Consider the following 23639-nt stretch of genomic DNA (forward strand, 5'->3'; position numbering starts at 1 on the left):
CAGCGAATGGTATGTCATTGCATACCCGGGGCGTCGAGCAGGACGTCCGCGAGCTGAGCACGCTGCTCGGTGAGGTGCTGTCCGACCAGGCCTCGCCCGCGGCGTTAGACACCGTCGAGCGCGTCCGAACGGGCGCGATCGCGTACCGGCGCGACGAGGTCGACTCGCGGGCGTCCCTGCGCGAGGAGCTCGTCGACCTCGACGCGGCCAACCGCGAGGTCGTCGCACGCGCGTTCACGACCTACTTCGAGCTGACCAACCTCGCCGAGGAGCGGGAGCGCGTCCGGCGGATCCGCGAGGAGCGCGACGCCGGCACGCTGGCGGAGAGTCTGTCCGCGGCCGTCGAGCGCCTCGCCGCCGACGACGCCGACCCCGAAGTCGTCCAGCAGGTGCTCGCGGACGTGCTCGTGGAGCCGACGTTCACCGCCCACCCGACCGAGGCGCGCCGGAAGACGGTGAAGGGGAAGCTCCGGTCGGTCGCGACCCTCATCGAGACGCTCGACGAGCGTCGGCTCACGAACCGCGAGGTCGACCGACTCGAGCGCGGGCTGGAGGCGGAGGTGACGAGCCTCTGGCAGACGCCGCAGATCCGCGACCGCCGGCCGGCCGTCACCGACGAGGCGCGCAACGTACAGTGGTACCTCGAGAACGTCCTCTTCGACGTCGTCGGCGAGGTGTACGACGAGCTGGAGGCGGCGCTCGCGGAGCACTACCCCGGCGTCGACGCCACGAAGCTGTTCGAATTCCGCTCGTGGGCCGGCAGCGACCGCGACGGCAACCCCTACGTCACGCCCGAGGTGACGACGGAGACGCTGGAGCGCCAGCGCCGCGTCGTCCTCGAGAAGTACCGGACGAAGCTCGGCGACCTCTCCGGCGTCCTGAGCCAGGACGCCCGCGAGTTCGAGGCCCCCGAGGCGTTCCGCGAGCGACTCGCCGCCGACAAGGAGCGCCTGCCCGGTGTCGCCGAGGCGGTCGAGGAGCGGTATCCCGGCGAGCTCTACCGACAGAAGCTGGCGCTGATGCGCGAGCGCGTCGACCGCGTCGGCGACGTGCGCCAGGGCGGCTACGACGACGCCGACGAACTCCTCGCCGACCTTGAGACCATCGTCGAGAGCCTCCGGGCCGACGGCGCCGACGCCATCGTGGACGCGTCGGTCGCACCGCTCGTCCGGCAGGTCGACACCTTCGGCTTCAACCTCGCGAGCCTCGACCTGCGTGACCACCGGGAGAACCACACCGAGACGGTCGCCGCCGTGTTCGAGCGCGAGGGCGTCGACTACCCCGGGATGGACGAGGACGAGCGCGTCGAGGTGCTCACGGACGCCATCCAGCAGTCACAGCCGGTCATCGACCTCGCGGGCGGGAGCGACGCCCCCAGCGACGTGGGTGACGGCGACGGCGGGTTTGACGACACGCCCGCCCGCGTCCTCCGACGGTTCGCCGCGCTAGCCGACTGGCAGCGCGAGTTCGGCGTCGACGCCATCGACACCTACTGCATCAGCATGACCGAGGAGCCAAGCCACGTCCTCGAGGTCCTCTTCCTCGCGGACCAGGCCGGCGTCGTCGACCTCCCGGGCTACTGCGGCATCGACGTCGTCCCCCTGCTGGAGACCGAGTCGGCGCTCTCCGGCGCGCGGCGCATCATGGGGACCCTCTTCGAGAACGAGGCGTACGCGGCCGCGTTGGACGCGCGCGATGGCGTCCAGGAGATCATGCTCGGCTACTCCGACTCGAACAAGGAGAACGGCTTCCTCGCCGCGAACTGGTCGCTCCACCGCAACCAGAAGCGCCTCGCGGCGATCACCGACGACTTCGACGTCGATCTCCGGCTGTTCCACGGCCGCGGCGGCTCCATCTCCCGCGGCGGCGGCTCGATGAACGAGGCGCTGCTCGCGCTCCCCACCGAGACCGTCACCGGCCAGGTGAAGTTCACGGAGCAGGGTGAGGCGATCGCCGAGAAGTACGCCAACCCGCGCATCGCCGAGCGCAACCTCGAACAGATGCTGAACGCCCAGATCCGCGCGCGCTACCGGGCGATCACCGCCGACGAGGCGGACGCGACGCCCGAGGCCTGGGACGAGGCGATGACGACCGCCGCCGACGCCGCCCGCGACGAGTACCGCGACCTGCTGGAGACGGACGGCTTCGTCGCCTACTTCGAGGAGGCGACGCCCATCCGCGTCATCGAGGACCTCAACCTCGGCTCGCGGCCGGCCTCCCGCTCCGGCGACCGCTCCGTCGAGGACCTCCGCGCCATCCCGTGGGTGTTCTCGTGGACGCAGGCCCGGTGTATCCTCCCCGGCTGGTACGGGCTCGGCACCGGCCTTCAGGCGTACCTCGACGACGGCGGCGATCTCGAGACGCTCCAGGAGCTATACGCGGAGTGGCCGTTCTTCCGCACGACGCTCGACAACGCCGCGCTGGCGCTGGCCCGGACGGATCTCGAGATCGCCGCCGAGTACGCCGACCTCGCCGACGCCGAGCACCGCGAGACGTTCTTCGGCCGCATCGAGGACGAGTACGATCGCTGCGTCGATCTGGTGCTGTCCATCACCGGCCGGGACGCGCTGCCGCCGCAGCCCTGGGTCCGCGAGAACCTCGACCGGCGGAATCCCTACGTCGACCCCCTGAACCTCCTGCAGGTGCGTCTGCTCGGTCAGGACCACCTCACCGACGCTGAGGACAGGGCGCTCCGGCTCACGGTGAAGGGGATCGCTGCCGGAATGAAGTCGACCGGATAGCGGGCGAGTAGCACGGGCCGTGGGTCGATTTTTCTACTGGCAGCCGGCTGAACGAGGGGACCGAACTCTCGTCGAACCACTCACCGCGGGCCCGCTCGGCGGCGACCTGGAGATCGGCGCGACCGTTGTCGCCGGCGCCTGCGACGCCGTGATCTTCTTCCGCGACCCGCTGACCGCCCAGCTGCCCGCCGGAGTCGATGGTGGCGACGACCTCGTCGCCCTCGACGCGGTCGACGGTCAGCTCGATGCGACCGTCGTCGAGCAGCACTTCGTCGCCGGGACTGACTGCCGACGGCGACGTGGAGAGCCCGATAACCTCGTCGTCGACGGTGTCGCCGACGACGAGGCGGTGCTGCTCGCCGGTCGGGAGTTCGACCGGCTCGTCGAGCAGCGCGGTCTGGATCTCCGGGCCGGGAACATTCAGCAGCGTCGCGATCGGCTCGACGGTCTCCTGACCTCGCGAACGCGGTACAGGACCGTCTCCCGGTGCTCGATCGAGCCGTGGCTGGCGTTGAGCCGGGCGACCGACATGCCGGCGTCGACGAGCGCCCGGATCTCCTCGCGGCTATCCGAGGCCGGTCCGAGCGTACAGACGACTTTCGCTCGTCGTATCTACAGGACGATGCTCTTCGTCTCGACGAACGACTCGATAGTGTAGCCGATCCCCTCGCGGCCGATGCCGGAGTCCTTCACGCCGCCGAAGGGGATGTCGCCGAGGCCGTGACTCGGCGCGCCGTTGATGCGTACCCCGCCGGCCTCCAGCCGGTCGGCCACGCGCATCGCGCGGTCGTAGTCGCTCGTGAACACGGAGGCGTCGAGCCCGAGGTCGCCGCCGTTGGCGACCGACAGCGCCTCTTCCTCGTCGGCGACGGTCGTGACCGCGACGACCGGGCCGAACTGCTCCTCGTCGACGATGCGGGCGTCCTGTGGAACGTCCGCGAGCAGCGTCGGCTCGATGGTGCGGCCGTCGCGGTCGCCGCCGCGGACGAGGGTCGCGCCCTGTTCGACGGCGTCGTCGATGAGCTCCTCGACCCAGTCGGCCTGCGACTCGGAGATGAGCGGGCCGAGCTTCGTCTCCTCGTCGAAGAGGTCGCCGACGTGCCAGTCGTCCATGTTCGCGTCGATGCGGGCGACGAGGTCGTCGTGGACGGCCTCGTGGGCCAGCACGCGCGAGACGGCCGAGCAGCGCTGGCCGGCGTACTTCAGCGACCCGGCGGTCGCGGCCCCGGCCGCCTCGTCGAGGTCGGCGTCCGGGAAGACGATGGCGGGCGCGTTGCCGCCGAGCTCCATGTGGAGTTCGACCATGCCGCTGACGGAGGCGACGTGCTTGCCGGCGCCCGTCGAGCCGGTCAGCGCGATGCCCGCGAGGCGGTCGTCGCCCGAGAGCACGTCGCCGATCTCGCTGGCGCGGCCCGGCACGAACCCGAAGGCGCCGTCCGGGAGGTCCGGCGCGGCCTCGACGATGATCTCCGCGAGGATCGCCCCGCTAACCGGCGTCTTCGAGGCCGGTTTCAGGATGACCGAGTTGCCGGCGGCGAGCGCGGGTGCGACCTGGAGCGCCGTCGTCGAGAGGGGGTAGTTGTACGGCGTGATACAGAGGATCGTCCCGATCGGCTCCTTCTTCACGATGGCGCGCCAGCCCTCGTGGCCGTCGGTCGTCCCCTCGACGTAGTCGCCGTCGAGCTGGCGGGCCTCCTCGGCCGCGCGGCGGAAGCGCTCGGCGGCGGAATCGACCTCGCCGCGCGCGCTGCTGATCGGCTTGCCGGCCTCGCGGACGATGACCTCGGCGAGCTCCGCCTTCCGTTCCTCGATGCCGTCGGCGATCGCGGTCATCCAGTTCGCGCGCTGGACGACCGTCGTGTCGCGCATCGCGGACTCGGCCTCGGCCGCGGCCGAGAGCGCCTCCTCGGCGTCCGCGGGGGTCGCGGCGGCGACGCGCGCGAACGCCGTCCCCTCCACGAGGTCCGTCACCTCGATGTGGTCCGTCGTCGGCGTCCATCGCCCCTCGATGTACAGGTCTTCCGCGTTCGATGCAGGGTTTGCAGCCATCTTGGCTGAGGCTACGCCGGGCTAGTACAAAGTATTTACTCAGAGCAAAGTAAAGTTCTTAGATCCCCGGCAACCTGGTCGGTTCGACCCGAAACGGTGGCGAGGGCGGTCCGGAGAGCAGCAGCTCGGGGGGATTGTTCACCGACGGACGAGCAAAATGTACCGTATCTACGGAAAACCAGACGCGTGCGACGGGCCCTTTCCTATCGCGGGTACTGCTGGGAGAGGTCCGGGCCCGTGGTCTCGGCGGACGCGTCGTCGCTCTCGGGACTCACGCTGCCGGTTCGATAGCCCTCCAGGTCCAGCGTCACGTGGTCGAAGCCGAGGTCGGTGAGGTGTTCCTCCGCGGCCGTCGCGAAGTCGGGGTCGAGCGCGTGCTCCAGCTCGTCGCGGGCGACCTCGATGCGGGCGAGTCCGTCGTGGTCGCGCACGCGGAACTGCGAGAAGCCCCACTCGCGGAGCAGCTTCTCGGCCTTCTCGATGCGCGAGAGCCGCTGTTCGGTCACTTCGATGCCGGTCGGGATGCGCGAGGAGAGGCAGGCCATCGAGGGTTTGTCGGCGACGGAGAGGTCGTAGGCGTCGGCGATGGCGCGGACCTCCTCCTTGGTCACGTCGTGCGCCAGCAGGGGGGAGAACACCTCGAGCTCGTCGACGGCGCGGAGGCCGGGGCGGTGGCCCTCGCCCTCGTCGGAGGCGTTCGTCCCGTCACAGACCGTCTCGATGCCGAGCTCGCGGGCCCGCTCGTACATCTTCCCGAGCCGCATCGTGCGGCAGTGATAACAGCGGTCGTCGTCGTTCGCGACGAAGTTCGGGTCGTCGAGCTCGGAGAACTCCACGACGTCGTGGCGAATCCCGATCTCGTCGGCGACGCGCGAGGAGTCCTCCAGCTCCGCGTCCGGCAGCGTCTCGCTTTTCGCCGTGCAGGCGACGGCGTCGTCGCCGAGCGCGTCCCGCGCGAGCGCCGCCACGACCGACGAGTCGACGCCCCCCGAAAACGCGATCACGACTCCGTCCCGGTCGGCGAGGTCGTCCCGAACCGCGTCGGCCTTCGCCGCCGTCTCCGGGGCGAGCACGTCCTGATCCATGGCGGGGATTCGTCGCGCCGAGAGAAAAGGGCACTGTCCGAGGGTCACCGGCGCCGCGCACGGCCGCCCCCGACCCGCACCCTTTTGAGGGTTGCCGCGATACCTGCTTCCGATGGAGCTGGAGGCGATCCCGGGCGTGGGCGCGAAGACGGCCCGGGCCCTACAGGAACTCGACGACCCCGAGTCGGCGCTGTCGTCAGGCGACGTCGCCGCCCTCGCCCGCGCGCCGGGCGTCACCGAGGGCCGCGCCGCCCAGATCGCCCGCGGCGCGATCCGGCAACGGCACGACGACGAGGGGGGCGTCCTCGCGACCGACCGGGCGCACGAGGTGTACCGCGACGCCGTGGGGCTCCTCAAGGAGCGCACGGTGACCGACTACGCCGAGAAGCGACTGGAGACGTTCTACCCGAGCGCGTCCCACGAGCGCATCCGCGAGGCACAGGCGTTCGCCGAGCGCGCGGCCGAGCGCGAGCCCGACCCCGACGTCCTCGACGCCCTCGCAGGCGTGGAACCACTCGCGGAGCCCGGCACCGTCCGCGTGCGCGAGCGCTGTCTCGCCACCGCGGACGCAGAGCGCTACGCCGAGGCCGAGGAGCGCGTCCCGGAACTCTCCGCCGAGATCGTCGAGGACACCCGTGATATCGCCGAGCTCGCGCGCTCGTACTCGACGGTCATCGTCGTCGACGAGGAGTTCGCCGGCCTCGACGTCGAGGGCGACGTGCGCGTCCGCCCCGACGCGCTGGAGACCCCGTCGGAGACCGTTCCCGAGCGCTTGCTCGCTTTCTTCGCCGAGAACCGCGACCGACTGCTAGCCGCCGCCGAGGTCCACGAGGTCGCCGACGAGGAGCCGCCCGTCGACGTCGAGCGCCTGCGCGACGCGCTCTCGCGAGTCGACGAGGATGGGACCGTCGTCGGCGACGACGAGTTCGACCGGCTCGCCGTCGCCGTCGACGACCTCGACGCCGCCGTCGGCACCGCGGAGTCCGTCGCCAACGACCACCTCCGCGACGCGATCCGCGAGAAGGACGTCACCATCGAGGGCCAGGACTTCCTCTCGCTGGTCGAGCAGGGCGCCCGCGTCGACTCGCTGCTCTCCCGCGAGCTCGCCGACGAGTACGACGAGGCGCTGGCGAAGGCCCGCGAGCACGTCGCCGACAGCCTGTTCCTCGAGGACGACGAGGCCGAACTCGCGAGCCGGATCTTCGGCGGCGAGCCGACGTTCCCCGTCGAGCACGAGGAGGAGGCCGTCGCCCGCCTCCGCACCGAGTTGACCGCTGCCCGCGACCGCCGCGCCGCGAAGCTGAAGGCCGACCTCGCCGCGGACCTCGGTGACCTTCGCGATCCGGTCGAGGAGCTCGTCCGCGACGCCCTCGAACTCGACGTCGAGCTCGCCATCTCGCAGTTCGCCCGCGACTTCGACTGCGTCATGCCGGAGTTCGTCGACGGCGAGCCGGGAGAAACTGGAACCGGCTTCCGCATCGAGGGCGGCCGCTCGCCCCTCCTCGACGTCGATTTCGAGGCAGTCGAACCGGTCGACTACGCGGTCGAGGGTGCGACGCTGCTCTCCGGCGTCAACTCCGGCGGCAAGACGTCGACGCTGGACCTCGTCGCGCTGGTGACGATCCTCGCGCAGATGGGCCTGCCAGTCCCGGCCGAGCGCGTCGAGCTCGAGCAGTTCGGGGAGATCCACTACTACGCGAAGTCGCAGGGGACCCTCGACGCGGGCGCGTTCGAGGCCACCCTCCGCGACTTCGGTGACCTCGTCGACGGCGCCGACGGCCGGCTCGTGCTCGTCGACGAGCTCGAGTCGATCACGGAGCCCGGCGCGTCCGCGAAGATCATCGCGGGCATCCTCGAGGCGCTCGACGACCAGCAGGCGACCGCCGTCTTCGTCTCCCACCTCGCGCGGGAGATCCGCGAGGCCGCCGACTTCGACGTCGCGGTCGACGGCATCGAGGCGACCGGGCTCGTCGACGGCGAGCTTCGGGTCAATCGCTCGCCGCAGAAGAACCACCTCGCGCGGTCGACGCCGGAGCTCATCGTCGAGAAGCTGGCCGACGACCGCGGCGGCGAGTTCTACGACGCGCTGTTAGAGAAGTTCTGAACCTTTTCCCGCCCGGGGAGCGCACGGTCGGACATGCTCACCGTCGCGTTCCCCGTCGTCGTCGCCGTCGTCGCCTTCCTCGCGGTGACCGTCGGGCCGCTGTACGTCGCCGACCGGTTCCGCGACACCCGCCGGCCAACCGACGCGGAGCGGGCGACGCTCGCGGAGCTTCGGGAGTGGGCCGGCCTGAACGTCGATCGAGTGGCGATCGTCGAGACCAACAGTAGCGCTGACGCTACCGCGGGCGACGACGGCGCCGCCGCTACCCGGACGCCGTCCATCGACGTCGGCGTCAGGGGACCGCCGGGGCGACGCGTGCTCTTCGTCACCGAGGACGTCCTCACGGACCTCGACGAGGACGTGGCGGCGGCGCTGCTGGCCGCGGAGGCCGGCCGCCTGGAGACGTACTACAACGAGTTCCGGGCCGTCGCCGTCGCCGTCGTCGTCGCGATCCTCGCCACGGTCGTGACGACGATCGTCCCCTTCGAGGCCGGGTTCTCGGCGCTCGCGGTCGTCGGCTTCGTCTCCTTCTGGGTCGGCCGCCGGGTGCAGTACGCCGCGGACGCCAGGGCCGCCGAGCGCGTCGGCGCCGAGGCCCTCGCCGACGCGTTCCAGCGGGTCGCCGAGCTACAGGGGGTCACCCCCGAAACCGGCACCTGGCGGACCTGGTTCGAGGTGCAGCCCCCGCTGGGCGACCGCATCGCGGCGCTCCGCGAGGGTCGTTGACCGCGGTTTCGGTGAAAAAACTCCGGACGGCGGCTCAAAACTCCGTTCGCAGGTACCAGCCGAGGTAGCCGCCGAGGGCGCTGAGTCCGACGGTGTACAGCGCGCTGGCGAACAGGAGCCCGAACGCCACCAGGACGAACCAGATCGGTGCGCCGCCGACGCCCATCACGAGGAGGACGAAGAGGACGAACAGCGAGTACGGGACCAGCATCACGGCGCCGGCGATGGCGCCGACGACGAGGCCGTCCCGCGACTCGCCGCGTTCGAGGTACGCCGCGATGGCGCCGCCGAGGATCGGTGCGCCCGGGAGGAAGCTGAGGACGACGCCGGCGAGGCCGCCGATGAGGGCGTTGATGGGCGTCCCGTAGTCGCGTTCCCAGGGCGGTGGGGAGGTCGGTTCGGTGGAGGGCTGTGCGGCGTCCGCGTCGACGTCCGGGACCATGGTCGACGTCTTGCGGCGGCGCCCTTGATTCTGCCGCCGGCTTCTTTATAAGGAGGCCGGGAGGCGAACCCCTGAAATACCGGGTCCTCTTATAGTCCCCATAGTGTCACAGCAGCTGGCCGAGGTCGAGACGCTGTTCCTCCACGAGGGCCGGAACGACTACACCGTCGCGGCACTTCGCGACGGCGACCGGGTCCTCCACGGACGGCTGAAGCTGAAGGAGACGAGCGCGGGCCCCCGCCCGGGCAAGTTCCACGCCGTCCGCGGCGACGAGGAGGAGCCCCGCCGACCCGAGGAGTTCGTCGAACTCGCCCGCGCAGCGAACCGCATCCGCATCTCCCAGCAGACCTCGAAGGAGGGCCGGAAGCGCCTGCAGTCGATGCTCGAGGGGTACCAGCTCGACGCGCTCGTCGTCCGGACCTGTCGCCGCTGTGCGGCCAACGGCGACTACTCGCCCATCACCGAGGACACGGCCATCGCCCACAACGACGAGCACATCTGCCCGGACTGCGCCCGCCGGGAGCTCGACCGCGAGCTCTCCTTTAAAGGCGGCTTCACGGGCGCGGCCGAGGACCGCCTCGAGGACCTCCTGCTCGAGGTCGGCGACCTCGACCGCATCGTCAACCTGCTGCAGGGCGGGCTCGACCCCGACCTGACGAAGTACGACGAGGTGTCGGCCACCGTCGACGACATCTCGCCGGTCCGCACCGACGAGCTGGACCTCCATCCCGAACTCGCGAAGCGGACGCAGGACCGGTTCGAGGAGCTGCTCCCGGTCCAGAGCCTCTCGGTCCGGAACGGGCTCCTCGACGGCGACGACCAGCTCGTCGTGAGCGCGACGGCGACGGGGAAGACCCTCGTCGGCGAGCTCACCGGCATCGACCGCGCGCTGAGAGGCGAGGGGACGCTCCTGTTTCTCGTCCCGCTCGTCGCGCTCGCGAACCAGAAGCACGAGGACTTCCAGGACCGCTACGGCGACGTGCTGGACGTCTCCCTGCGCGTCGGCTCCTCGCGGATCACCGACGAGGGGACGCGGTTCGACCCCGGCGCCGACGTCATCGTCGGCACCTACGAGGGGATCGACCACGCGCTCCGGACCGGGAAGGACCTCGGCGACGTCGGGACCGTCGTCATCGACGAGGTGCACACCCTGAAGGAGGGTGAGCGGGGCCACCGCCTCGACGGGCTCATCTCCCGGCTGAAGTACTACGCGGAGGAGCGCCAGGCGCGCACGAGCCACGGCTACGACGGCGCCCAGTGGGTGTACCTCTCCGCGACCGTCGGCAACCCCGAGTGGCTCGCGACACAGCTCCAGGCGACCCTGATCGAGTTCGAGGAGCGCCCGGTGCCCATCGAGCGCCACGTCACCTTCGCGGACGAGCGCGAGAAGACCCGCATCGAGGACAAGCTCGTCCAGCGGGAGTTCGACCAGGAGTCCTCGAAGGGGTACCGCGGGCAGACGATCGTCTTCACGAACTCGCGGCGGCGCTGTCACGAGATCAGCCGGAAGCTGAACTACTCGTCGGCGCCGTATCACGCCGGGCTCGACCACGGGCGCCGGAAGCAGGTCGAGCGCCAGTTCCTCGACCAGGACCTCTCGGCGGTCGTCACCACTGCGGCGCTGGCGGCCGGCGTCGACTTCCCCGCCTCGCAGGTCATCTTCGACTCGCTGGCGATGGGCATCGAGTGGCTCTCCGTCCAGGAGTTCTCCCAGATGCTCGGGCGGGCGGGCCGCCCCGACTACCACGACCGCGGGCGCGTCTACCTGCTCGTCGAGCCCGACGCCGTCTACCACAACTCGATGGACATGACGGAGGAGGAGGTCGCCTTCAAGCTCCTGAAAGGCGAGATGGAGGACGTCAACACCGTCTACGACGAGACCGCCGCGGTCGAGGAGACGCTCGCGAACATCACCGTCGCCGGCAAGCAGGCCAAGCGGCTCAACGACCGGATGATCGGCGAGATCCCGACGAAGCACGCGGTCGGGAAGCTGCTCCAGTGGAACTTCATCGACGGCTTCGAGCCGACCCCGCTCGGGCGCGCCGTCACCCGGCACTTCCTCGACCCCGACGAGGCGTTCCGCATCCTCGACGGCGTCCGGAAGGGGACGCCGCCGTACCAGCTCGTCGCGCAGCTCGAGCTATACGACGAGGAGCTGTAGGCGACGCCGTCGCGGACGCGCAAGCGGGCGAACGCGTCGCGGAGGGCGGTTCCTTTTAAAGACGCGCGCTCAGACGCCCCAGAAGAACGCGATCCCGAGCGTCGTCACCACGGTGAGGACCAGCTGCAGCGGCGCGCCGACCCGGAAGAAGTCCGTGAACTTGTAGCCGCCCGGGCCGTACACCATCAGGTTCGTCTGGTAGCCGATGGGCGTGAGCATCGCCGACGACGCGGCGAAGGTCACGGCCAGGACGAACGCGAAGGGGTTCGCACCGATCCCCTGGGCCACCTGCACGGCGACCGGGATCATGAGGACCACGCTGGCGTTGTTGCTGACGACGTTCGTGATCAGGGCCGTGAACAGGTAGAACACGCCGAGGACGACGATCGGCGCGAGCCCCTCGGTGCCGACGACGATGACGCTCGCGAGCCACGCCGCGGCGCCGGTCCGCTCCATGGCGACACCGAGGGGGATGAGCCCCGCCAGCAGGAAGATGACGCTCCAGTCGACGGCCTCGTACATCTCCGTCGGCTTCACGCAGCCGGTTGCGACCATCGCGACGACGCCGCCGAGCGCGCTGATGAGGATGGGCAGCACGTTCAGCGCCGCGAGCGCGATAACGGCGCCGAGGATGGCGAGGGCGACCGGGATCCGGCTCGTCCGAAAGTCGGGCCGCGTAATCTCCCGGGCGAGGATGAAGTTGCGGTCGTTGCTGAACCGCTGGATCGTGTCCGCCGTCGCCTGTATGAGGAGGGTGTCGCCGGCGCGGAGCGTTCGCTCGTCCATCCGGGCGTGGATGACCTCCTCGCCGCGCCGGATCGCGAGCACCGTCGCGTCGTACCGGCTCCGGAAGTTCAGCGTTTCCAGCGTCTTCCCGATCGGGGTCGACCCCGGCGCGATCACGACCTCGACGAGGCTCTGCTCCGCCTCGGGTTCGATCTCCGCGGCCGTTACGTCCAGGTCCTCGTCGTGGACCTCCGCGTCGGGCGCGAGGTCGAGCCCCTCGGCGTCGACGAGCGTGAGGAGGCTCTCCCGGTCGGTCCGGAGTACCAGCACGTCGCCGGTCCGGATCTCCTTGCGCGCGAGCGGCTCCGTGAACACCTGGTCGTCGCGGACGAGCTGGACGATGTCCGCGTCGACGTCGAGCTCGGAGAGGCTCTGCTGGACCGTCTGGCCGACGATCGGGGAGTCCTCGGGAACGACGACCTCCGTGAGGTAGCCGGTCATCTCGAACTCCTCGATCAGCTCCTCGTCGACCTTGATCCGTTCGGGGACGAGATAGCGGCCGACGGTCGCCAGGTAGACGCCGCCGGTCACGAGGACGACGACGCCGAGCTGGGTGAACTCGAACATGGAGAAGGGGTGGCCGAGCAGCCGGCCGGAGATGTCCGAGGCGAGGATGTTCGTCGAGGTCCCGATCAGCGTGAGCATCCCCCCGAGCATCGAGACGAACGAAACGGGCATCAGCAGCTTCGACGGGGAGATCCCCGTCTTCTCGGAGATAGTGCTCACCATCGGGATCATGATGGCGACGACCGGCGTGTTGTTGATGAAGCCCGCCGTCCCGCCCGCGAGCCCGAGGACGGAAAGGAGCTGCTTGAACGGGCTGTGGCCGTAGCGGTCGGCGATCTCGGCGCCGACGATGTTCACGAGCCCGGACTGGCGGATCCCCTCGCTGAGGATGAACATCGCGAGGACGGTCAGCGTCGCGGAGCTCGAGAAGCCCGAGACGCCCGTCGCCGGGTCCACCCCCGTCCACGGTTCGAGCACGACCAGCGCGAACAGCACCGCGACGGCGACGACGTCGATCGGCAGCGGTTCGGTGACGAACAGGACGAGCGCGACCGCGATGATCGCGAACACGAGGAGGATCGCCGGCGTCAGCGGTGGGATGGACCCACCGGCCTGTGCGAGGGTCGCGAACACAGTTACTCGAACGATTCCCGGGATACGCAAAGGGCTTTCCATCCCTGCAGGGGTCTCCGCGCAGCCATTTCCGGGCGGTCGTCCCCACGCAGCGCCCTGTTGCCCTCGGCGGCGACGGCGAGCGAAACGCTTTACCGCTCGATGGCGGTATAGCAGTGTACGGGGACCGTAGGGTAGCTTGGTATCCTTCGGCGTTTGGGACGCCGTAACCCGAGTTCAAATCTCGGCGGTCCCATCGTGCTTTTAAACCGATAGTTGAACAGTCGCTGGCGACGGCGCCGTAACTCGGCTACGACGTCCGCGGTCGGCTCCGTCCGTGCTGACGCCGAATACGGTCGATATCGGCGTCAGCTCGCGCCGACCTCGTCGGGTTCGTACACCGTTCCGCAGCTGTTGCACTCGAACACCTTGTGGGTCCCCTCGGACGGTTCGTGTTCGGCCGACGCGACGAGTTCGCTGCCACAATCTGGACAGTCCGGCATAGTCGTGATTCAGCGCCCCGGCTATCAGGGCTTGTGGCCGAACCGACCTTCGTCGACCGCCGCGCTACCACCAGACACTTGCGGCATCGCTCTCTGGTTCCGCTATGGTTAGCAAAACGGGCAAGATCGCGATCGCCGTGGCGGCCGTCGTGCTGGTGGGCGGTGTCGCCGGCGCGTTCGTCTTCCTCGGCGGTGGCGGCGACACGGTCACGGAGGGCGGCGACACCGAGCCGACGGGCACCGAATCGGGCGACACCGGCGGCGATACGAGCGGCGACGAGTTGACCGCGACGCCGCAGATGGAGAACACCTCGGCGTCGTTCGCGTACACCGTCGATCAGATCGAGGAGTGCGGCCAGACCTGTCGTGACGTGACGGCGACGATCACGAACGACGGTAACGAGACGGCGACGAACGTCACCGTCGAGACGAACATCTACACCGACGGCGACCTCATCTGGGAGGGCGGCGAGGAGATCGGGACGCTCGAGGCCGGCGCCGAGTACACCTCCACCCAGCGCGTCGAACTCAGCTACGGCGAGGCCGCGAAAGTCGAGGACAACAACGGCTGGATCACGATCGAGACCATCGTCCGCTTCGACGGCGGCCAGGAGGTCATCACCGAGGAACGCCAGGTGAGCTAACGACCCCGCCGCAGGCTTTCGAAATCCTTTTGTCTCGAATCGGCTTAGGTGAACATGCGAGCCGCCTTAGCTCAGATTGGGAGAGCACTCGACTGAAGATCGAGCTGTCCCCGGTTCAAATCCGGGAGGCGGCATGTTTTCAAGACTGCGAGCGCAGCGAGCGTCGCGAAAACTGTCGCCGACAGGATTTGAACCCTGGAAGACGCAGCCCGCGCAGCGAAGCGAGCAGGAACGTCTTCCTCCGGTTCAAATCCGGGTTGAGTGCCTGGTTTGCTCCATCTGTATCGAGAAAGGCCGCTCCCCCAGATACGCTGAACTGACCACCACCGAATCCGCCATCTCACCGACCCGCTTCGGGCACTGTTTATTTGGCCCCGTGGACCGACCGGCGAACTATGCGCTGTCGCTGTGACCAGCACGAGTGGCCGGACGGGCGCGGGGACGACTACGTCGCGAAGGTCGACCCCGCGGGGACGTCGAACGACGCCGTCGTCTGCGGGCACTGTACGACGCCGGGCGCGCTGTTCCTCGACGTCGCCGAGTACTACCAGTACCGGTACGACGCCCGGCGACTCTTCGCGCTCGGCGACGCGGACGCGGGGCGGATCCGGCTGGCCGACGAGCCGGTGGAGGTCCGGGAGTCGAAAGCGCGGGCGGAGGGGAACCCGCCGCCGAACCGCGCGACGTCCGACGGTTCCGCGGACGCGACCCGGTAGCTCCCCGTCGCTCGACGCCGACGCGACTGAGCGCGACCGGGACACGCCACCAGCATCGTTTACTCGCCGCCGCCCGTGCATGGGCCCATGGACGCACATCCCGGGTTCCACTCGCTCGAAGCGGAGGCGACGGCGTCGATCGCGGTCGAGGGAACCCTGCCAGAGTGGCTCACCGGGAGCCTCGTCCGCAACGGCCCCGGCTCCTTCTCGCTCGGCGGCGGCGACGACGTCGACCACTGGTTCGACGGGCTGGCGATGTGCACCCGGTTCACGTTCGACCCCGGAAATCGCGCGGGCGCCGACCTCGTGGGCGTTAGCGACCGGGCTGGCGACCGCGAGGCTGCGGGGGACGGCAACGGTGCAGCCGACGCCCTCCACTACCGGAACCGGTTCCTCGAGACGGACGCGTACGCGGAGGCGCAGGCCGGGGAGTTCACCGGCGGCTTCGCCACCGGCGAGACGACGCTCCGGGACCGGCTCCGGGGGTTCCTCAGCGAACCGTACGACAACACCAACATCATCGTCGAACGGGTGGGCGACCGCTACCTCGCGCTGACAGAGTCGCCGCGGGCGGTCGAGATCGACCCGAACACCCTCGCGGTCGAGGGGCATTACCAGTACGACGGCCCGGCACCGACTGGCCAGCTCGCGTGTGCCCACTTAAAACGCGACCCAGCGACGGGAACGCTGTTCAACGTCGAGACGGCGTTCGGTCGCACCAGCACCTACCACGTCCACGCCCTCACGGCCGACGGCGAGCGCCGCCACGTCGCCAGCGTCGGCACGGACGAGCCCGCCTACATGCACAGCTTCGCGCTGACCCCGCACTACGTCGTGCTCACGGAGTTCCCGCTCCGGGTCGACCCGCTGACCTTCTTCAAACCGGGCCGGCAGGCGGCCTTCATCGAGCAGTTCGAGTGGCAGCCCGAGCGCGGGACCCGGATCGTCGTGGTCGACCGCGCGACCGGCGAGCTGGTCGCCGAGCCGGTGACCGACCCCGTGTTCGGCTTCCACCACGTCAACGCCTTCGAGCGCGACAGCGGGACGGAGCTGGTCTTCGACCTCGAGACCGTGCCGGACGCGACGACGATCGGCGAGCTCACGCTGGAGAGCCTCCGCGAGGGGAACCTGGACGCCATCGCCGGCCGCCTCGAGCGGTTCACCGTCGACCTTGGCGGGGTGACGGGCACGGACCGGTACGACGCCGGTCCCGCGACCGTCGACCGGGAGATGCTGTACGACGACGGGACCGCGCTCCCGACTGTCTCGCCGGCGCGGTGGTGTCGCCCCCATCGCTACGTCTACGCGATGAGCCTGGACCAGCCGGCGACGGAGTGGGCCACCGGCGTGCTGAAGTACGATGCGGAGACGGGCGACGTCGCCGAATTCGACCGCGGCGGCGACTACTTCGGCGAGCTGATCTTCGTGCCGGCACCGGGCGATGCCGGGAGCGCGGGCGACCCCGAGGACGCGGGCGTCGTGTGCACGCTCGCGCTCGACGTCGACGCCGACCGGTCACGGTTGCTCGTCCTCGACGGCGAGCGCTTCGAGGAACGGGCGCGGGTCGACCTGCCCCATGCCCTCCCGTTCGACTTCCACGGGCGGTACTTCCCCGAACTCCGGGCGAAGGCCGCGGAGTGACCGTCGCTCGCCCAGTGGCAACTCTCTTGGTCCGGTGTTCCAACGAGCAAACGTATGGCCGACGACCTCACCGACCGCCTCGCGAGGTGCAAGCGTCCCCTCCTGTACGTGATGGGTGTCCTCTACGTCGTCGCGGGCGTGCTGCACTTCGTCGTGCCCGACCTCTACGCACAGGTCGTTCCACCGGTCTTCCCCCGGCCGCTCGCCCTGGTCTACCTCTCCGGAATCGCCGAGATCGCCCTCGGCATCGGGGTCATGGTCCCGCGAACGCGGCGCCTCGCGGCCTGGGGGCTGGTCGCGCTGCTGATCGCCATCTTCCCGGCGAACGTCTACATGGCGACGTCCGGGGTCGCGATCACCGGCGGCCCGGCGTTCGTCGACGACCCGTCGACGACCGCGCGGTGGGCGCGGCTCCCGTTCCAGGCCGTCTTCGTCCTCTGGGCGTGGTGGTACACGCGGCCGCTGCCGGACGCGACGAACTGAGTCGAGCACGGCGACCCCGTCTGGCGAGTCCCTCCCCGGACGCCCGCAATTCCCACGCCAGCACGCACACTTATCCGGGCGCTCGGCGAGAGGACCCAGCATGGCACGCGACTACGACGAGGACGCGATCCCGTCCGTGTACAACCTCGCGGAGGTGACGCCGTACCGCCAGGAGCAGGGCTTCGAGCAGGTCGTCTTCCGCGGCGTCGACCAGATGGTCGGGTTCTCGCAGATTACGCCGGAGCGACCCGATTCGGAACCGCACACCCACCCCTTCGAGCAAATGAACATGCTCGTCGAGGGGCGCCTCGACTTCCTCGTCGACGGCGAGCGCCTCGAGCTCGAACCGTACGACACGCTAGCGATCCCGCCGGAGATCCCGCACACGTCCCGGGCGGTCGAGGGCGAGACGGCGACGCTGCTCGCGTTCTGGCCGCTGCGCGAGGACCGGGTCGAGGGGACCGCGTACCAGGAGGAGTTTCCCGAACTATAGCCGGTCGGCGCGCCGCCGACGCCGGCTAGCCAGTTTCCGTCGTTGCTCGATCCGGTTTCAACGCTTCAGCGCCTGTAATAACCGTATTTGGCCGCTTCCGTCGATCGCCGGCCCCAGACCTCTTGTCCGTCTCATTGGTAATTGAGACAGCATGAGCTTCGATAGCGTCCGGGTCGACGGCTCCCGGGTGCACGCGGTCCTGGTGCTGCTACTCGCGGCGATCGTGGTCGGGACGCCGATCCTGCTAACCGGCGCGGGGGGTGCCGCGGCTGCCGGGGGTACTCCAGGCGCCCCGGACGCCGCGGGCGCCGTGGACAGTTCGCCGATCGCGGCGTTCCCTGGCACCGGCACGCTCTCGGGCACCGGCACGCTCTCGGGCACCGGCACGCTCTCGGGCACCGGCGCGATCGACGCGACGGGCACGTCGATAGCGGCGTCGACGGCGACGACCGACAGCCCGCCGATCGCGGCCTTCCGGACCGCCGACACGGGCAACGTCGCGATGTACTCGCGGGACGGCACGGTCACCGACCTCGGGGTCTCGTCGGCGGTCGTCGGGCCGCTGTACGACGTCGACGGCGACGGCCTCCTCGAGGCGATCTACGTCGACAGCAACGGCGGGATCAACCACGTCGACCGCCAGGGCGAAACCGGCTCGCTCGCGGCCGACAGCGCGCCGACGTCGAAAACGATGCTCGCGGTCGGGGACCGCAACGGCGACGGCACCCCCGCGGTGTACTACGTCAACACCGACGACAACAACTACGTTTATAAGGTCGAACCCGGCGGCTAGCCGGAGCGCGTCACCGCGACCGCGGCGAAGGCCGTCCTCGGCGTCGCCGACTTCGACGGCGAGGGGGACGCGGACCTCGTGTTCGCCGGCGGGTCGAGCACGATCAAGTACTACGACGGCGACGTCCACTCGACCGGCTACTCCTCCATCGGCTCGAACAACGGCTACGGCGCGGGCGCGCCCGCCGACTTCGACGGCGACGGCGTCGCCAGGGTCCCCATCGTCGACGGCAGCAACAACCCCGCGCTGGTCGACGCCGACGGCACGAAGACGGCGTACAAGTCCGGCTCCGCGGCGAAGGCGCCCATCGCGGGCGTCGACGTCACCGGCGACGGCGCCCTCGACCTCGTCTACGTGAACAAGGACGGCAACGTCGCGTACACGACGCTCGACGACTCCACGGACACCGTCGCGGACGCGGACGGAAACACCATCGCCGCGACGAAGAAGGTCGGCGTGGTCGGCGCCTCGGAAGCCCCGCCGCCGAAGGTCTCGAACTACGCGGTCACGAACCCCGAGCAGCGCAACGTTTCCATCTCCTTCGACTCCACGCGGGAGCTCGCGGAGATCCAGGTCACCGTCACGCGCGACGGCGAGACCGTGGCGACCCTCACCGAGGCCGACTTCGCAGCGTCGTCGGACGGGTCGGGCTACACCTACGAAGCCACCTACGTCGCTGAGCGGGACGGGACCTACGCGGCGACGCTCGACTACGCCGCGGACAGCACCGGCAAGACAGCCGAGTCGACCCCTTCGGACTCCGTCGCGGTCGACTGGCGGCCCGCGATCGACGACTACACCGTCTCGAACCCGGAGGCACGGCAGATCGCGGTCGCGTTCACGTCCTCGGAGCAGCTGACGGACATCTCCGTCGACGTGGCCGGTCCGGAGACCCTGACGCTCACGGAGGCCGACTTCACCGAGACGGCGACGACGGACGGCTACCGCTACCGCGCGACCACCAGCGTCGACGCGGACGGGAGCTACGACGCCACGCTGACGAGCGCGGTCGACGACGCGGGCTACGACGGCGCCGACGGCGAGACCGGCTCCGTCGCCATCGAGACGCCGGCGCCGACGGTCGTCGATGCCGCGGTGGTCGACACCCGGGACCGCGACGGCGTCGTCGGGCCAGGCGACCGGATCCGGGTGGCGGCCACGGTCGAGGGCGAGAACGTCACGGCGGTCGAGGCGGACCTCTCGGCGGTCGGCGCCGGCACGGTCACCCTCGAGCACACCGGCGGCGACAACTACGCGGCCACGGTCGCCGTGGACGTCGACGCCGAGGACGCCTCGGTGTCCGGGGCGTACGTCTTCACCGTCACCGCGCGCAACACGTACGACAACGCCGACAGCGCGGGCACCGACTCGCTCGTCGTCGACACGGCCGACCCGGTTGTGGAGACCGGGCCGAACATCACCGTCGACGAGGGGACCAAGGTCGTCCTCGACGCCTCGGGCTCCCGGGACAACGTCGGCATCTCTCGATACGTCTGGGAGCTCCCGGACGGCGACCAGGTCGAGGGCGAGTCGGTCGTCCGCACGTTCGACGAGCCGGGGACGTACACGGTCCGGCTCACCGTCGTCGACCTCGCCGGCAACTGCGACTCGGCGACCCGGACCATCGTCGTCGGGGACACGGCCGACGAGTCGACCGGTTCAACCGGCTCGACGACCACCGACAACGTGACCGTCGAGGTGCTCGAGACGGTGCGCATCGTCGACGGGGCGGACGACGATGCGAGCACCGCTGATGCGACGAACGTCACGGCGAACTCCACGACCAACAGCACCGACGACGGGGTCGAACACGTCGTCGAGCTCGACGCGGTGCCCATCGACGCGATCGCGTTCGCGGCGGAGCCGGCGGCCGGGACCCTCCGCGCCGAACTCCTCACGTCGCTGCCGGCGAACGTCTCGGAGCCGCCGGGTCGCGTGGTGCACCCGCTCGCGATCACCCTCTCGAACGACTCGGACGTGTCCGCGAGGCTCGTCTTCACCGTCGACCGGAGCGAGATCGACGACGCGGACCCTGCCGACGTCACCATGCTGCGGTACACGAACGGGAGCTGGCAGCGGCTCGAGACTACCGTCGTCGAGCGCAACGCCAGCAGCGTGACCCTGGCGGCGCGGACGGACGGCTTCTCCTACTTCGCCGTCGCCGTCACGTCCGCCGGGACGGCCGACTCGACCGCGACGGACTCGACGGCCACCGACGTCCCGACCGGGACCGTCGCCGGGGATACCGCGGAGACGAGCCGGCGCACTCCACTCTGGCTGCTCCTGCTTCCGCTCCTGCTGGTGGGGATCTGTCTGGTCGGCTACTGGGGGTATCGCGAGGGGCACCTCGACGAGGTCGTCGAGCGAGCGCGGGACGCGGTCGACCAGATCCAGGCGTGACGGTGCCGCCGTCGACTCCGCCTCGTAGTCGGCGACTTTCCGACTACGCCTCGTAGTCCGCGACCTTCACGAGCTGCTTGCCGATGTTCTCGCCCTCGAAGAGGCCGAGGAACGCGTCGGGGGCGTTCTCGAGCCCCTCCGTCACCGTCTCGCGGTACTGGAGTTCGCCCGTCGCCACCCACTCGCCGAGCTGCGGGACCGACTGGTCGAAGCGCTCACTGAAGTCGCTGATCAGGAAGCCCTCGACGGTCGCGCGCGTCTCGATGAGCCCCATCAGCTTCCGCGGGCCCGTCGGCACCTCCGTCGCGTTGTACAGCGAGATCTGGCCGCAGACCCCGACGCGGGCGTCGACGTTGAGTCGCGTGAAGACGGCGTCGGTGATCTCGCCGCCGACGTTGTCGAAGTAGGCGTCGACGCCGTCCGGCGCGGCCTCGTCGAGGGCGGCCCGGTAGTCGTCGGTCGTCCTGTAGTTGATGCCGGCGTCGAAGCCGAGCTCCTCCTCGATGAACTCGACTTTCTCGTCGGAGCCGGTGAAGCCGACCACGCGGGCGCCGTTGAGCTTCGCGATCTGGCCCGCGGTGGAGCCGACCGCGCCGGCCGCGCCGGTGACGACGAACGTCTCGCCCGCCTTCGGCCGGGTGACCTCCTGCACGCCGAAGTAGGCGGTGTTGCCGGGCATCCCGAGGACGCCGAGGTACGTCGAGATCGGCGCGAGGTCGGGGTCGATCGCGGAGAGCTCCGGGCCGGGAGCGGTTGCGTAGTCGGCCCACTGGAGGTTCCCCGTGACGAGGTCGCCCTCCGCAAAGCCGGCGCCGTTGCTCTCGACGACCTCGCCGACGACGCGGGCCCGGAGGGGGTCGCCGACGTCCCAGGCCTCCGCGTACGACTCCCCGGCACGCATCCGGCCGCGCATGTAGGGGTCGACCGAGAGGTACAGCGTCCGGACGAGCGCCTCGCCCGGGCCGGGCTCCGGCACGGGCTCCTCCGAGAGGTCGAAGACGTCCTCGTCGGGCGTTCCGGTCGGGCGCTCCGCCAGCCTGAACACGCGGTTCCGATCCGCGTCAGTGTCTGCCATGGCACTGGGTTTCCCACCGACTGTGAAGGTAACTGTGGTTGTGGCGAGTCCGACCGGTTCGCTCGCTCCGGGCTCGGACCGTGGATACGCCGACGGCCGTAGCACTTTATCCCGCTACCTGCGTGTACACGCCATGAGCCACCCGACCGCAGCGCGCGCGGCCACGGGCACCGGAATCACGGGGTCGGCCGATGGCCCCCGCTGATTCCGGGTCCCCCGGCCCTGAGGGTTCGGGAGCGCGGTCGACGTCGCCGGCGTCGGAAGCGGCGTCGTCGGCGTCTGGAGCGGCGTCGCCGGAGGCGGAACCGGACCCGATCGCCACTGGCGACGCGCTCCGCGGCCTGGGCGACCGGGCGTTCGTCGAGCTGGTCACGAAGCTCTGGGAGCGGCGGGAGTGGGTCGTCGAGGAGGTCCGCGAACGGGAATCGCGGTACGTGGACCTCGCCGTGCATCGCGACTGGCCCGTGGCCCAGCAGGGACTCCTGCGGATCGAGCGCCCGGAGACGGAGTCGCGCGTCGGCGGGACCGAGGTCCGGCACTTCGTCGGGACGGTCCAGCGCGCGGAGGTCGACTGGAGCACCCTCGTGTTACCGCGGGAGACCTCCCGCAGCGTCCGGCGGCGGGCCGCGGAGTTCGGCGTCAGGGTCGTCGACGTCGACGACCTGGCGCGGTTGATCCACCGACGCGAGGCGCACGACCTCCTGGCGGCGCACGTGGACCGGCCGCTCGTCGTGGAGGCGGACCCGATCGTCGCGCGAGCCCCGGCCCCGGTCGCCCGGGTGCTCCGCCGGTACGACGTGGTCGACCGGGCCGAAACGCTGCTGACCCGACGCCTGCCGCCGAACCCCACCACGGAGGACGTCGCGGGCCTGACGTTCACCGGCTTCCGGGTGTCGCTTTCGGTCGTCCTCGCGACGTTCCTCCTGACGGTCGCGGCGCCGGGTGGGTCCGCGGCGTTCTGGCTCCTGATGGGGGCCTTCCTGCTGGGCACGTACGGGGTGTTGCTGCCGCTGTTCGCGGTCGACGTCTACCTCGTCCGTCGGTTCGAGCCCGGGCCGTGGACGCCGACCTGGTGGCACCTCGCGTCCTTCCTGCTCGCGCCGGTGCTGTTCGTCGTCGGCGGTCTCTACTGGCACCGTCGCCGGCAACGGACCCCGAGCGGGCGGTCGCGTGCGTGGTTCCGGGTTAAGTGACGATCGGCGGGTCCGGTTCGTTGGAAACGCTGGGAAGCTCGACCGGGATGCGGCGATCCTGAAACCGCCCGTTCTTCCCGTCTCGGAGGTGGCTGGTCAGGTGTAGACGCTGCTGCACTCGACTGGAACGCGGACTGCCTGAAAAGGTTCGATTTGCCTTGTTTATAAACTGTATTTAAGCATCCTAGCGCTACTGCTCTCGCCAGCACCGCAAACGTCCAGAAAGCCCTCAGCCGCTCGCTATGTGTTGATTTAAACAGGTGATACGGACTTGCTCTTGACAGCACCGCAGTCACCTCGAAAGCCCTCGGCCGCTCGCGGTCGCTGAGCGACATATCCGCGCCTCTCCGCACGGCCCGGCGCGGATAGAGGTCGGCTCAGCGACTCCCCTGCGGCGCGACCGGCCGTCGCCCTTTCAGTCCTCCAGGACAGCACCGCTCCGCAACCGCGACGGCGACAGCACCGCAACCGCAACCGCGCCGCAC

General features: G+C 69.9%; 19 protein-coding genes and 2 tRNA genes. 14 read left to right on the forward strand and 7 right to left on the reverse strand.

From position 1 onward, the window contains the following. Positions 1–11: 11 nt before the first annotated feature. Positions 12–2741 carry a phosphoenolpyruvate carboxylase gene (gene ppc / locus ACQE3M_RS04090; RefSeq protein ID WP_430504204.1) on the forward strand — a complete coding sequence of 910 codons (2730 nt, stop codon included), beginning with the start codon at positions 12–14 and terminating at the stop codon, positions 2739–2741. On the opposite strand, the gene ACQE3M_RS04095 is transcribed toward ppc, so the two are convergent. From ACQE3M_RS04095 to larE, 3 genes are all read right to left on the reverse strand, one after another. Continuing rightward, on the reverse strand, positions 2698–3177 hold the full coding sequence (locus ACQE3M_RS04095; RefSeq protein ID WP_430504689.1) for a hypothetical protein: 480 nt from the start codon (positions 3175–3177) through the stop codon (positions 2698–2700). The two genes, ppc and ACQE3M_RS04095, sit on opposite strands and share 44 nt — an antisense overlap. A 176-nt stretch (positions 3178–3353) precedes the next feature. Beyond that, positions 3354–4790, reverse strand: a complete 1437-nt coding sequence (locus ACQE3M_RS04100; RefSeq protein WP_430504205.1) for an aldehyde dehydrogenase family protein — start codon at positions 4788–4790, stop codon at positions 3354–3356. 203 nt (positions 4791–4993) lie between these two features. Then, a complete protein-coding gene (gene larE, locus ACQE3M_RS04105; protein ID WP_430504206.1) occupies positions 4994–5875 on the reverse strand; it encodes an ATP-dependent sacrificial sulfur transferase LarE in 882 nt (293 codons plus the stop codon). A gap of 112 nt (positions 5876–5987) precedes the next feature. Between larE and ACQE3M_RS04110 the strand changes: the two genes are divergently transcribed. Then, positions 5988–7979 (forward strand): MutS-related protein, encoded by a 1992-nt coding sequence (locus ACQE3M_RS04110; protein ID WP_430504207.1) that lies wholly within the window; start codon positions 5988–5990, stop codon positions 7977–7979. Positions 7980–8012: 33 nt separating this feature from the next. Next, positions 8013–8705, forward strand: coding sequence for a M48 family metalloprotease (locus tag ACQE3M_RS04115; protein ID WP_430504208.1), 693 nt, complete (start codon positions 8013–8015; stop codon positions 8703–8705). 34 nt (positions 8706–8739) lie between these two features. On the opposite strand, the gene ACQE3M_RS04120 is transcribed toward ACQE3M_RS04115, so the two are convergent. Next, positions 8740–9147, reverse strand: a complete 408-nt coding sequence (locus ACQE3M_RS04120) for a DUF5518 domain-containing protein (RefSeq protein WP_430504209.1) — start codon at positions 9145–9147, stop codon at positions 8740–8742. 103 nt (positions 9148–9250) lie between these two features. Here ACQE3M_RS04120 and ACQE3M_RS04125 point away from each other — a divergent pair, with 103 nt between their 5' ends. After that, a complete protein-coding gene (locus ACQE3M_RS04125; RefSeq protein WP_430504210.1) occupies positions 9251–11308 on the forward strand; it encodes a DEAD/DEAH box helicase in 2058 nt (685 codons plus the stop codon). 69 nt (positions 11309–11377) lie between these two features. Here the strand turns inward: ACQE3M_RS04125 and ACQE3M_RS04130 are convergent, their stop codons facing one another. Then, complete coding sequence (locus ACQE3M_RS04130; protein WP_430504691.1) at positions 11378–13201, reverse strand: SLC13 family permease; 1824 nt, start codon at positions 13199–13201, stop codon at positions 11378–11380. Positions 13202–13396: 195 nt separating this feature from the next. Here ACQE3M_RS04130 and ACQE3M_RS04135 point away from each other — a divergent pair. After that, positions 13397–13469 (forward strand) — tRNA-Pro (locus ACQE3M_RS04135). A gap of 112 nt (positions 13470–13581) precedes the next feature. Here the strand turns inward: ACQE3M_RS04135 and ACQE3M_RS04140 are convergent. Then, positions 13582–13716 carry a hypothetical protein gene (locus ACQE3M_RS04140; RefSeq protein ID WP_430504211.1) on the reverse strand — a complete coding sequence of 45 codons (135 nt, stop codon included), beginning with the start codon at positions 13714–13716 and terminating at the stop codon, positions 13582–13584. A 104-nt stretch (positions 13717–13820) separates the two neighbouring features. Between ACQE3M_RS04140 and ACQE3M_RS04145 the strand changes: the two genes are divergently transcribed. The 8 genes from ACQE3M_RS04145 to ACQE3M_RS04180 all read left to right on the forward strand — a co-directional run bounded on the left by ACQE3M_RS04145 (position 13821) and on the right by ACQE3M_RS04180 (position 20886). Then, positions 13821–14360: a COG1361 family protein gene (locus ACQE3M_RS04145; RefSeq protein ID WP_430504212.1), complete on the forward strand. Its 540-nt coding sequence runs from the start codon at positions 13821–13823 to the stop codon at positions 14358–14360. Positions 14361–14420: 60 nt separating this feature from the next. Beyond that, positions 14421–14494: transfer RNA gene (locus ACQE3M_RS04150), tRNA-Phe, on the forward strand. Positions 14495–14755: 261 nt separating this feature from the next. After that, the gene (locus tag ACQE3M_RS04155; protein ID WP_430504213.1) at positions 14756–15076 is read left to right on the forward strand and encodes a hypothetical protein; all 321 of its coding nucleotides are present in this window, start codon (positions 14756–14758) and stop codon (positions 15074–15076) included. A gap of 87 nt (positions 15077–15163) precedes the next feature. Beyond that, positions 15164–16717 carry a carotenoid oxygenase family protein gene (locus tag ACQE3M_RS04160; protein ID WP_430504214.1) on the forward strand — a complete coding sequence of 518 codons (1554 nt, stop codon included), beginning with the start codon at positions 15164–15166 and terminating at the stop codon, positions 16715–16717. A gap of 54 nt (positions 16718–16771) precedes the next feature. Then, positions 16772–17200: a DoxX family protein gene (locus ACQE3M_RS04165; protein ID WP_430504215.1), complete on the forward strand. Its 429-nt coding sequence runs from the start codon at positions 16772–16774 to the stop codon at positions 17198–17200. Positions 17201–17300: 100 nt separating this feature from the next. Next, a complete protein-coding gene (locus tag ACQE3M_RS04170) occupies positions 17301–17693 on the forward strand; it encodes a cupin domain-containing protein (protein ID WP_430504216.1) in 393 nt (130 codons plus the stop codon). Between the two features lie 151 nt (positions 17694–17844). Further along, positions 17845–18486, forward strand: coding sequence for a hypothetical protein (locus ACQE3M_RS04175; protein ID WP_430504217.1), 642 nt, complete (start codon positions 17845–17847; stop codon positions 18484–18486). A gap of 78 nt (positions 18487–18564) precedes the next feature. Then, positions 18565–20886 carry a PKD domain-containing protein gene (locus tag ACQE3M_RS04180; RefSeq protein WP_430504218.1) on the forward strand — a complete coding sequence of 774 codons (2322 nt, stop codon included), beginning with the start codon at positions 18565–18567 and terminating at the stop codon, positions 20884–20886. A 43-nt stretch (positions 20887–20929) separates the two neighbouring features. Here the strand turns inward: ACQE3M_RS04180 and ACQE3M_RS04185 are convergent, their stop codons facing one another. Further along, on the reverse strand, positions 20930–21961 hold the full coding sequence (locus tag ACQE3M_RS04185; RefSeq protein WP_430504219.1) for an NADP-dependent oxidoreductase: 1032 nt from the start codon (positions 21959–21961) through the stop codon (positions 20930–20932). A 191-nt stretch (positions 21962–22152) separates the two neighbouring features. Here ACQE3M_RS04185 and ACQE3M_RS04190 point away from each other — a divergent pair, with 191 nt between their 5' ends. After that, positions 22153–23154 (forward strand): restriction endonuclease, encoded by a 1002-nt coding sequence (locus ACQE3M_RS04190; protein WP_430504220.1) that lies wholly within the window; start codon positions 22153–22155, stop codon positions 23152–23154. Positions 23155–23639: the final 485 nt, after the last annotated feature.

Source organism: Halosubterraneus shenae, from assembly GCF_050510935.1.
Lineage (GTDB): Archaea > Halobacteriota > Halobacteria > Halobacteriales > Haloferacaceae > JBDGPU01.

Bases quoted from the DNA above. Each gene is read 5' to 3' on its own strand.
- ACQE3M_RS04175 (WP_430504217.1), top strand. From the start codon at position 17,845: ATGAGCTTCGATAGCGTCCGGGTCGACGGCTCCCGGGTGCACGCGGTC.
- ACQE3M_RS04165 (WP_430504215.1), top strand. From the start codon at position 16,772: ATGGCCGACGACCTCACCGACCGCCTCGCGAGGTGCAAGCGTCCCCTC.
- ACQE3M_RS04115 (WP_430504208.1), top strand. From the start codon at position 8,013: ATGCTCACCGTCGCGTTCCCCGTCGTCGTCGCCGTCGTCGCCTTCCTC.
- ACQE3M_RS04185 (WP_430504219.1), bottom strand. From the start codon at position 21,961: ATGGCAGACACTGACGCGGATCGGAACCGCGTGTTCAGGCTGGCGGAG.
- ACQE3M_RS04170 (WP_430504216.1), top strand. From the start codon at position 17,301: ATGGCACGCGACTACGACGAGGACGCGATCCCGTCCGTGTACAACCTC.
- ACQE3M_RS04160 (WP_430504214.1), top strand. From the start codon at position 15,164: ATGGACGCACATCCCGGGTTCCACTCGCTCGAAGCGGAGGCGACGGCG.
- ACQE3M_RS04145 (WP_430504212.1), top strand. From the start codon at position 13,821: ATGGTTAGCAAAACGGGCAAGATCGCGATCGCCGTGGCGGCCGTCGTG.
- larE (WP_430504206.1), bottom strand. From the start codon at position 5,875: ATGGATCAGGACGTGCTCGCCCCGGAGACGGCGGCGAAGGCCGACGCG.
- ACQE3M_RS04140 (WP_430504211.1), bottom strand. From the start codon at position 13,716: ATGCCGGACTGTCCAGATTGTGGCAGCGAACTCGTCGCGTCGGCCGAA.
- ppc (WP_430504204.1), top strand. From the start codon at position 12: ATGTCATTGCATACCCGGGGCGTCGAGCAGGACGTCCGCGAGCTGAGC.
- ACQE3M_RS04120 (WP_430504209.1), bottom strand. From the start codon at position 9,147: ATGGTCCCGGACGTCGACGCGGACGCCGCACAGCCCTCCACCGAACCG.
- ACQE3M_RS04155 (WP_430504213.1), top strand. From the start codon at position 14,756: ATGCGCTGTCGCTGTGACCAGCACGAGTGGCCGGACGGGCGCGGGGAC.
- ACQE3M_RS04190 (WP_430504220.1), top strand. From the start codon at position 22,153: ATGGCCCCCGCTGATTCCGGGTCCCCCGGCCCTGAGGGTTCGGGAGCG.
- ACQE3M_RS04100 (WP_430504205.1), bottom strand. From the start codon at position 4,790: ATGGCTGCAAACCCTGCATCGAACGCGGAAGACCTGTACATCGAGGGG.
- ACQE3M_RS04110 (WP_430504207.1), top strand. From the start codon at position 5,988: ATGGAGCTGGAGGCGATCCCGGGCGTGGGCGCGAAGACGGCCCGGGCC.